Consider the following 9,917-nt stretch of genomic DNA (forward strand, 5'->3'; position numbering starts at 1 on the left):
GTCTTTGGCTGGTGCTCGGGTGTATGCCACTACCCGTGTACTCCGATCAGGATTGCTCGCGGATCGTGTCCAACCTTGAGCGTTTGGCGTGTTTTGATGAAGCCGCCGGAACGCCTGCACACTTGGTGCCCATGCAGTGGTCGTCGCCAGAACAGGACTCACCCACGGTTCGCCGGGTGCTGACTCACGAAGCAGGACGCCATCCCGACGACCTAACGTTTCGACTCACGCCTGAAGACGAAGGGCTGACGATCTCTGCACCTGCAATCGGTTCGGCCGCATCGCATCCCTACCTGGTGATCAGTTGTTTGCAGAACATCTCCAGACTGCAACTGGTCGCCGCGCAACCCGTTGATGCTGGTCGGGTGACGGTGCGATTGCAGGGGGAGCGGAGCACCACCGTCGCAACCCCTTGGCAGGTGACGGAGAACGGTCAGGTACTCGATGCGGGCCGGGGCTTGCCCGGAATCGAGCAGATCAAGCAACTGATTGGGGCCCATCGCATTGAGGTCCAAAGCGACAACCCCTCCATTGATGGATTGGTCTTCGATGCTCAAGGCCTGGACCCACTCATCGACGAGGCGCGCAAAACATGTCGCTGGTAGCAGAGGTCAACGCACAGGAAATTGCCCGGCTGCTCGCACCCATCGATGCGCAGGCACCGGTCGGTCTGTTCGATGTGGAGGACGAAACCTATCAGGCCATTGACCAGGAAATGGTCAAGCTGGGCGGGCTGCAGGCATTCACCATCGACTGGGCCTATATCGAGGAAGCGTCACGACAGTATCTGGCGCAGCAGTGCAAGCACTTGCGTATCGTAGCGCACCTGAGTGCTGCGTGGCTTCGCAGTGGATGTTGGGAGCGATGGGGTTTTACCTTGGCGTTGCTGGCCGGCATGGTCGAGCGCTATTGGGAGATTGCGCATCCAAAGCCTGGCCCCAAAGGTTTCCTGGGCAAGCGCAAGCTGGTTGGCCTTGTGCTCGATCGCTTGAACGAAGCGCTGCCGCGCCTGGACCGCTACACATTCACCCCTGCTCATGCGGCCATAGCTCAAGAGGCATTGCAGCGCCTGCAACAGCAGCAAGCCGTTGCTCAGTTGGATGGAGCCCTTCTGAATGATGTAGAGCGACTGCTGCGCAAGCAGGCGGAGCAGGCGGGCGGTGCTGGCGAGCCTGCTGCGGCAAAGTCGTCGGCGGCGGCCACCAGGTCTGCACCGCTGGCCGAGGTCATTGCCACCCCAATGCCTCGTGTGTCGTTAGGCAACGAGCGCGAATCACGACGGGCCGTGCTGGCCATGGCCGAGATGATCAATCAACAAGACCCCTACGACCCGACGGGCTACCAGTTGCGTCGATTCGGCCTGTGGGCCCATATCCAGGCGGCGCCTCAAATCAAGCAAGGCAATCGCACGGAACTGATGGCGGTGCCGCTGGATATCGCCAGCGACTATGAAGAGGCGATTGCTGGCACCGCGATCGACGCGGCGTTGCTTCAGCGGATCGAAAAGAGCGTGACGGCTTGTCCCTTTTGGGTACGCGGCAGTTTCCTCGTGGCCAGTGCGGCGACACGTCTGGCGATGGGGGAGGTAGCTGAGGCAATCCGCGCAGCGACTGCCCGATTCGTCCAACGCATGCCCGCGCTCCAGCAGTTGTGTTTCAGCGACGGCAGGTCGTTCGTGGACGATCAAAGCATGGCTTGGCTCAGAGGCGCAGCTGGGCAAACGCAAGCCGAATCTGCCCACGAGTTCGCAGGCCTGCGCGAAGAGTTGGTCGGTCAGTTGGACGCAGGTGGGGTAGAGCCGATTTTGCTCAAGCTGCAGGCCATGCAGGCGGACCTTCGTGCTCCGCGTGAGCGCTGCCATACCACCGTCATTGCGGCCGATCTCTTGGCAGCGCGGGGCGTGTCCTGGCTGGCCCAGGACCTGTGCGCCAGCGTCGCACGGACCATGCAGCACACCACGGCCGCCGTTTGGGAGCCAGAGGTGTTTCAACGACTGCAACAGTATGCCTCTGCTTATGTGTTGGCTGATCAGAACAAGGACTAGGCCCCCATGAATCAACTATGGACGCTATTGAAACGTTGGGGTTTGCCCCTGATGACTCGGATCGGCCTGGCCATGCCGCTGCTGCTTGTGCTGGGTACCGTGCTGATGCTGGTCGCCATCTGGTGGCTCGGGCCGCAGTGGATGTGGCGTGAACAGCACCCGCTGGCCAGCATGGCGCATCGCAGCTTGGCCAGCCTGGTGCTCGTGCTGGTGCCGTTGTTGTGCTGGCTGGTGGTGCTGCGCAGGCGATACGTTCGCCTGCAGGCTGAGCGCAAGCAGGCGGTGGCCGCTGAGCTGGACAGCGTATTGCCGCTGGTTCAGGCGCAAGAGAAAGCCTTGGACCAAGGACTTTCGCGATTTCTTGATGGCGCAGGCGGGCGACGTGCGTTGTATCGATTGCCCTGGTACTTGGTGATAGGCGATCAGCATGCTGGCAAGACCAGCTTCATCGATCGTACAGAACAAAGCTTCTCCCTGACCCGCATCGACAAGGCACAGGCACGGGGCAGGCAGGCCCAAGCGCTGGCCTTTCCGATAGGTTGGTGGGTCAGCAATGATGCGGTGATCATCGATCCGCCAGGGGCGTTCATCAGGCAGGAGTCGCTGGCAGGCTCGCCCGTCGACGAATCAGCCACACAGCAAGTGCCACCTGGAACCTCGGCCAGGCTGTGGCAGCACCTGCTGGACTGGTTGTTGCGTAGCCGCAGCCAGAGAGCCCTCAATGGCATATTGCTGGTAGTCGACTTACCCGCGCTATTACATGGCACACCCGAGCAGCGCATTGCCTTGGCGCATGTGTTGCGCACCCGTCTGTACGAGGTCAGTAGTCAATTGGGTTCGCGGCTGCCGCTGTATGTGGTGCTTACCAAGTACGACCTGTTGGACGGGTTCGACCAGCTCTATGCCGGGGTCTCCGTCTCCATGCGGGAAAAAATGCTCGGTTTCACGTTCAAGCTGGATGCGATCGGTACGTTCGACGCTTGGCTGGAGGAGTATGGCGATCACTATGAACAGTTGATCAGCCAGCTGTTCGAGCAGGTGGTGGATCGGCTCGATGCGCTGGACGGTGCTCCGCAGCGCGCGCGTCTGTTCTCATTGCATGCCCAATTGATCGGCTTGCGCCCAATACTGCTGGAGTTCCTGAAAGAAGCGCTGGCCAGTGATCGCTACACCACGCCAGCCTTGGTACGCGGAGTGTACTGGTCCTCGGTCATCCAGCAAGGTGACATGTTCAATGCGTTCGTGCGCGAGGCCGCGCAACCCTACAAGACGAAGCTCCCTCTGCTCGAGGGCAAGGCGCAAACCAAGGCGCTGCCGTACTTCATCCTGCATGCGTTCGGGCGCGTCATCTATAAGGAAGCCGGACTTGCTGGGGACAACATCAAGGTGGCACGCAGCAAGCGCCAACTCCTATGGGTGGGCTCAGGTGTAGGCGTGCTGGCTTTTTGTGTCGCCATCGCCAGCTGGCAGCGCTTTTTCGACATCAATGGCGACAAAGCCGCCAACGTGCTTGCCAAAAGCAGGGAATACAGCCATCACGAGGTGGACCAGCGTCTGGATCCTACCGGACGCAATCTACTGGAGCCGCTGGACCAGATTCGCGATGCGGTATCGGTTTTTGGCGACTACCGCGCTGCATGGCCGGGTGTTTCCGATTTTGGCCTGTATCAGGGGCGCGCTATCGGCCCGCGTGTCGATGAGGCATATCTCAGCTTGCTCTCCAAGCGGTTCCTGCCGGCCTTGGCCAGTGGTGTGATCGATGCCATGGATGCGGCGCCGCAAGGCAGTGAGCAGCAAATGGCTGCCCTAAGGGTTTACCGCATGCTGGAAGACCGTCAGAACCGCCGCACTGAATGGGTCGAAGAGTGGATGGCCCGACAATGGCAGCAGAAGTTCCCTGGCCAGGGGCAACTGCAGCGCGACCTCATGCGGCACCTTAAGTACGCCTTGGCCTACGCCGATACCGACCTGCCGCAGTACAGCCAACGTGTCGCCGTGGCGCAGGAAGCGCTGCGCAAGGTGCCGCTACCCGAGCGGGTTTACGCCGGCCTGAAACAACAGGCCGGGGAGCAGTTGCACACCGGGCTGGACTTGCGTCGTCAGGTTGGGCCTGCCTTCGACGTGGTGTATCAGCCGTCCATGGGCGCCAGGAAGGGTGATGATGTGCAGTTGGCGCCGATGCTCACTGCCAAAGGTTTCAAGGAGTACTTCGAGCCACGCAGTCAGAGCTTCGCCGATTTGGCGATGATTGACCAATGGGCGCTGGGCGAGCGTAGCCGGCTCGATTATTCGGACGCCGACAGGGAGGCGCTGCGCGAACGGCTGCGCAACTTATACAGCGCCGATTACATTGACAGTTGGCGCCGTGCCCTCAACGCTTTCAGCGTGGCTGATTTCCGTGACCTGGACCATGGTGTCGCGATCCTGCAGCAGTTGACGGGGCCTGCGGCGCCGCTGCATCGATTGCTCGATACGGTAAGGAACAACACCTCGCTCTCATCGACTGGCGTTGTTGAGGTGGCAGATGAAGCCAAGACAGTGCCACCGACAAGTAGTAAGCCTGACCATCAGCAGGCGTGGACGATTCAAAGGGCCTTTGCCGGGCTGAGCGCGATGCTGCAGGTAACAGCAGAGAAACCTAGCTACTACGATGAAACCCTGGCTGCTATCGCAGCCGTGCACGACTACGCCAAGGCGGTGCAGGACAGCCCGGACCGAGGCAAGGCTGCACTGCAGGCCGTGCATCAGCGTTTCTCGATGATCGGGCATGACCCCATCGGCACCTTGCAACGGGTATCCACCGGCTTGCCTGAGCCGATCAACCACCAGGTCCGAAAGGTGGCTGATCAAACGGCACAGGTATTGAACGTTGAAGCCCTGCGCGAGTTGGAACGGCGCTGGGACGCCGAGGTGTACAGCTTCTTCCAGCAGCGCCTGGCAGGTCGATACCCCTTCGTGGCCAGGGCCCCCGACGCGTCCCTGGATGACTTCGAGGCGTTCTTCGGGCCGAAGGGCCGGCTGCAGCAGTTCAATGAGCAGTATCTGAAGGTGTTCCTGAAGGACAACCTCGAAGCCCTGCAAACCGGCCAGCAGGGGCAGTCCCTGATCCGCAGCGATGTGATCGAGCAGTTGGAACTGGCAGACCGCATTCGCGAAACGTTCTTCGATCAGCGCGGCAACTTGAGTGTGCAGTTCAGTATCGAGCCGTTAGGGCTGAGTGCGAACCAGCGCACCAGCCTGCTGGATCTGGACGGTCAGTTGATTTCCTACACCCATGGCACGAGCCAGATCACCGGCATCATCTGGCCCAATACGCTTGGGCAACATGTGCGTAGCAACCTGACGCTGCTCAGGCAGAACGGCAACAGCAGCAGCCTGGAGTACCGAGGGCCATGGTCCATGTTTCGCCTGCTCAGTCGCGGTTCGCTCAATGGGCGGACGGCGACCAGCGTGGATCTGAGTTTCAGGACTGGTGATGGTGTGATGCGCTACCGACTCAGCGCAGAGAAGGCCTTCAATCCAATTACTCAACAACCGTTCAAAGGCTTCCGCTTGCCGCGCGGGTTACTGCAACAGCCATCCAGGGAGACTCTAGTCGGACAGACGGTCGCACCTGTCATGTAAGGAGTAGGCGATACAAAAGGAAGAGCGAGTACAAGCTTTACATTACTGTACCCAGGCGATCGAGCAACTTGAGCCGACCCCAGTCCGCAAGAAACGGAGAGCATCCCCCCGCACCGCACCCGATAGTACCCGCGCACCCTGCAAATCACCTTCAGGACGAGGTACAGATCATGCAACTGGCAGGCAAAGTGGCAATCATCACCGGTGCCAGCTCCGGCATCGGCCGTGCGGCGGCGAAACTGTTCGCCCGGCACGGCGCCACCCTGGTGCTCACGGCGCGGCGTCAGGCCGAACTCGAGCAGTTGGCGGCGGACATCACGGCAGCCGGACACGGCCGGGTCTTTACGGTGGCCGGTGACATCACCGACGCGGCGCTGGCCAGGGAACTGGTGGACACGGCGGTGTCGCGCTTCGGTGGCCTGGACATCGCCTTCAACAATGCAGGCACCCTCGGTGAGCTGGCTGCCGTTCCCGAGCTGACGCTGGACGCCTGGCAACATACCTTGCGCACCAACCTGACCAGCGCTTTCCTCTGCGCCCAGGCGCAGATCCCGGCGCTGCTGGCCCGTGGCGGTGGCTCGCTGATCTTCACCTCGACCTTCGTCGGCCACGCGGTGGGCATTCCGGGCATGGCCGCTTATGCGGCCAGCAAGGCGGGCCTGGTCGGGCTGGTCCAGGTCATCGCGGCGGAGCAGGGCGCCCGGGGTATACGCGCCAATGCGTTGCTGCCGGGCGGTACCGACACGCCGATGGGCCGCAGTGTGATGAGCAGCCCCGAGGCCCAGGCCCATGTCGAAGGGTTGCACGCCCTCAAACGCCTGGCCAGGCCGGAGGAAATCGCCGAGGCGGCACTGTTCCTGGCCTCGGACGCATCAAGCTTCATGACCGGGTCGGCGATGGTGGTGGATGGCGGGGTATCGGTGGTGCGCGGCTGAGGCGGACGGTAGCGTGCCATGGCTGGATCATCACGTCACCGCGGCGATCAGGTCGATTTCCACGGGGGCATTCTTCGGCAGCCTGAGCACGCCGACCGAAGTTCGTGTATGAGCGCCGGCTTCGCCAAACACACTGTACAAGACCTGCGAAGCACCGTTGGCCACCTCGCTCTGTCGGGTGAACGCTTCGGCCGACTGCACGAACACGGTCATGCGCAGGATGGCGCGGATGTTATCCAGCGAGCCAACCCGTTCACGCACCAATGCCAGGCAGCGCAGGGCGCTGACCATGGCTGCGGTGCGTGCATCCTTCAGGCTGACTTCGCTCCCCACCCGGCCGGGGTGGATCACCTCTTCGTCAATGCGCGGGATCTGCCCGCTGACGTACACAACGCCCTCATGGCGCACGGTGGCGGCGTAGTCGCCACCGAGTTTCAACCCTGCTTCGAAGGAATAACCCAGCTGATCAAGTATCGCGGCAAACTGTGCTTCACGGGACATAGGGCGCTTCTCGGTCTCTTCATGGCCTCGGGGCGGTATGCGCTAGGCGCAAGCCGGATGCCGATGCATAGTAGAAAGGCGCTGGCCACAGGGGCAGGGCAACTTCGGATGGAAACCTCTGAACTTTACTGCCAGGACGACCAGTACAATGCAGCGACAGCGCGCGGTGATCGCCGCCATCGAATTCCAGCCGGGGCAACCGCTGGTGCAGCAGATTGCCGAGGGTTTGACCGAGGCCATCGGGCATGGGGCTTTGGCCCCAGGGGTGCGGTTGCCGCCCATTCGTGAGTTGACCGAGCTGTTGGGGGTGAGCAAGTCCACGGTGGTGGAAGCCCTGGACCGACTGCGCGCCAGGGGGCTGGTGGTATCGCGCCAGGGCGCTGGTCACTATGTGGCACGCGAGGCCCAGGTCATGGGTACTGAGGCTGTGCGCAATCTGCTGCCCCAGGACCCGGTGAGTGTGCTCCGTCACGCACTGCTGACGGACAACGGCATGTTGCGCCCCGGCTGCGGCTTCCTGCCGCCCTCATGGATGCCCGTGGATACCCTGCTCAAGGCCATGCGCGGATGCCTGCGGGCCAGCGAGTTGCGCATGGGGGAGTATGGCTCGGCGGCAGGCTACCTGCCGCTGCGTCAATGGCTGCGCCTCAAGCTCGGTACCTTGGGCATCGATGTTCCGGTCGAGCAGATCGTCACCACGGCCAACACCATGCAAGGCGTGGACATGCTGTTGCGCCTGATCCTACGCAGGGGGGACAGCGTTTTGGTCGACGACCCGTGTTATTTCAACTTCCGCGCCAACCTGCCTTACCACGGCGCTCGCCCGGTTTGCGTGGCGCGATCGGTGGAAGGCATTGATTTCGTGGCTTTCGAGCAACTGCTGATTGCCCATCGCCCGCGGGTCTACCTGACCAACAGTGCCTTGCACAATCCAACGGGGCATTCCTTTTCGGCATTGCAGGTCCACCGCCTGCTGGAGCTGTGCCAGCGCTATGGCGTGCACGTCATCGAAGATGATCTGTACTGCGATATCCAGCATAAACGAACGCCGCGGCTGGCAGGGGTGGGTGGGCTGGACAGTGTCAGCTATGTCTGCGGCTACTCGAAGACCCTCACCGCCAATTGCCGCGTCAGTTACCTGGCCGTGGGCGCCGAATTGGCGGGGCAACTGACGCTGCTCAAGATGAAGTGCGGCGGGGTGACGTCCGAGCTGACCGAGCAGGTTATTCATCGCTTGCTGACCGAAGGCAGCTATGAGCGGCATACGCGCAGGGTCGTCGACCGGCTGCATGAGGCCAGCGGGCGGGTGGTTGGCTGGTTGCGCGAGGCAGGGTGCGAGGTGGCGTCGTGCCAAGGGGAGGGGCTGTTCCTGTGGGCCCGGCTACCCGCCGGTGTCGATGGCGAGGCCATTGCCATGAGCGGCTTGCAACATGGTCTGGTGCTGTCACCCGGCACCTTGCTGAGCGCCCAGGCCGATGCCCGTGCGTTCATGCGTTTCAATGTCGGTCACAGTGACAATGTAAAGGTCCGCGACACCTTTCTGCGCCTGCTCGACAGCCACTGAGCTGTCGAGCAGGCGCGGGCCCCGGGGCTACTTCAATCGGCCTGCTTGGGCGCAAATCGCAGGATCAGGCAGGCAATCACTGCCGATAGCAGCGAGCCCAACAAGATGCCGATCTTGGCTGCATCGATCTTCTCGGCCTGGCCCGGGAAGGCCAGTTCGCCGATGAACAGGCTCATGGTGAAGCCGATACCGCAGAGCATCGCCACGCCGTAGATCTGTAGCCAGCTGGCGCCTTGGGGTTTGCTGGCCAGGCCGGTCTTGACCGCCAGCAGTACGCCACCGAACACGCCGAGCTGCTTGCCCAGCAGCAGGCCCAGGGCAATGGCCAGCGGCAGCGGGGCAAAGATGTCGTCAAGGCCCAGGTCGCCGAACGAGACGCCGGCGTTGGCAAAGCCGAAAGCAGGCACGATGAGGAAACCGACCCACGGCGCCAGGCCATGCTCCAGCCTGAGCAGCGGGCTGGCCTCGCGGGCCTCGCTGCTGCCTGTGCTGTAGGGGATCAGCAGGGCACCGACCACGCCGGCGATGGTGGCGTGCACGCCCGACAGCAGGGTCACGTACCACAGCGCGGCCACGCCGATCAGATAGGGCCACAGGCTGACCACACGCAGGCGGTTGCAGGCCAGCAGGATGGCGATGATGCCGGCGGCAGCGGCCAGTGCCAGCAGGTTCAGCGACGAGGTGTAGAACACCGCGATGATCGCCACCGCGCCCATGTCGTCGATGATCGCCACCGACACCAGCATCACCTTGAGCGACAGCGGCGCATGCCGCCCGAGCAGGGCCAGGGCGCCGACCGCGAAGGCAATGTCGGTGGCGGCGGGGATCGCCCAGCCGTTGGACAGCCCGGGTTCACCGCCAGCCACCGCGAGGTAGATGAGCGCCGGCACGGCCATGCCCATCAGTGCCGGCAGTGCCGGCAGGCGGCGCTGTTCCCAACTGGCAAGGCGGCCGTCGACCAGCTCGCGCTTGATCTCCAGGCCCACCAGCAGGAAGAAGATCGCCATCAAACCATCGTTGATCCACATGTGCACGGTCATCGGGCCGAGTTTGTCGGTCAGTACCGGGCCGACGGGCAGGTGCAGCAGGTGCTGGTAGGCACTGGCCCAGGGGCTGTTGGCGATGACGATGGCCAGCGCGGCGGTGAACATCAGCAATACGCCGCCGGCCGCTTCGGTGGCCAGCAGGTGACGCAGCATCGAGCGCGGCTTGACGGTTGGAAGGGATGCAGTCATGTAACGGTCCTCGT

General features: G+C 62.6%; 7 protein-coding genes. 5 read left to right on the forward strand and 2 right to left on the reverse strand.

Annotation, left to right across the window (positions count from 1 at the left end; genetic code table 11):
- Positions 1-65 precede the first annotated feature (65 nt).
- The 4 genes from vasI (at position 66) to DFS21_RS09665 (ending at position 6,603) form a co-directional block, all read left to right on the forward strand.
- Positions 66-605, forward strand: coding sequence for a type VI secretion system-associated protein VasI (gene vasI / locus DFS21_RS09650; protein ID WP_256591296.1), 540 nt, complete (start codon positions 66-68; stop codon positions 603-605).
- Entirely contained in the window at positions 593-2,044 is a 1,452-nt protein-coding gene (gene tssA / locus DFS21_RS09655; RefSeq protein WP_111532197.1) for a type VI secretion system protein TssA, read from the forward strand. Before vasI ends, tssA begins: the two co-directional genes overlap by 13 nt.
- A 6-nt stretch (positions 2,045-2,050) precedes the next feature.
- On the forward strand, positions 2,051-5,668 hold the full coding sequence (tssM, locus tag DFS21_RS09660; protein ID WP_111532198.1) for a type VI secretion system membrane subunit TssM: 3,618 nt from the start codon (positions 2,051-2,053) through the stop codon (positions 5,666-5,668).
- A 170-nt stretch (positions 5,669-5,838) separates the two neighbouring features.
- Positions 5,839-6,603, forward strand: coding sequence for an SDR family oxidoreductase (locus DFS21_RS09665; protein WP_111532199.1), 765 nt, complete (start codon positions 5,839-5,841; stop codon positions 6,601-6,603).
- Positions 6,604-6,633: 30 nt separating this feature from the next.
- Here the strand turns inward: DFS21_RS09665 and DFS21_RS09670 are convergent, their stop codons facing one another.
- On the reverse strand, positions 6,634-7,104 hold the full coding sequence (locus DFS21_RS09670; RefSeq protein WP_110703665.1) for a RidA family protein: 471 nt from the start codon (positions 7,102-7,104) through the stop codon (positions 6,634-6,636).
- 148 nt (positions 7,105-7,252) lie between these two features.
- Here DFS21_RS09670 and DFS21_RS09675 point away from each other — a divergent pair, with 148 nt between their 5' ends.
- Entirely contained in the window at positions 7,253-8,668 is a 1,416-nt protein-coding gene (locus DFS21_RS09675; RefSeq protein ID WP_110703662.1) for a PLP-dependent aminotransferase family protein, read from the forward strand.
- A 32-nt stretch (positions 8,669-8,700) separates the two neighbouring features.
- Here DFS21_RS09675 and nhaA read toward each other — a convergent pair whose 3' ends face one another.
- Positions 8,701-9,903, reverse strand: a complete 1,203-nt coding sequence (gene nhaA, locus DFS21_RS09680; protein ID WP_110703698.1) for a Na+/H+ antiporter NhaA — start codon at positions 9,901-9,903, stop codon at positions 8,701-8,703.
- Between the last annotated feature and the right edge of the window lie 14 nt (positions 9,904-9,917).

Origin of the sequence: Pseudomonas sp. 2848 (assembly GCF_003253945.1) — a bacterium.
Taxonomy (GTDB): Bacteria; Pseudomonadota; Gammaproteobacteria; order Pseudomonadales; family Pseudomonadaceae; genus Aquipseudomonas.

Bases quoted from the DNA above. Each gene is read 5' to 3' on its own strand.
- tssA (WP_111532197.1), top strand. From the start codon at position 593: ATGTCGCTGGTAGCAGAGGTCAACGCACAGGAAATTGCCCGGCTGCTC.
- tssM (WP_111532198.1), top strand. From the start codon at position 2,051: ATGAATCAACTATGGACGCTATTGAAACGTTGGGGTTTGCCCCTGATG.
- DFS21_RS09665 (WP_111532199.1), top strand. From the start codon at position 5,839: ATGCAACTGGCAGGCAAAGTGGCAATCATCACCGGTGCCAGCTCCGGC.
- DFS21_RS09670 (WP_110703665.1), bottom strand. From the start codon at position 7,104: ATGTCCCGTGAAGCACAGTTTGCCGCGATACTTGATCAGCTGGGTTAT.
- DFS21_RS09675 (WP_110703662.1), top strand. From the start codon at position 7,253: ATGCAGCGACAGCGCGCGGTGATCGCCGCCATCGAATTCCAGCCGGGG.
- nhaA (WP_110703698.1), bottom strand. From the start codon at position 9,903: ATGACTGCATCCCTTCCAACCGTCAAGCCGCGCTCGATGCTGCGTCAC.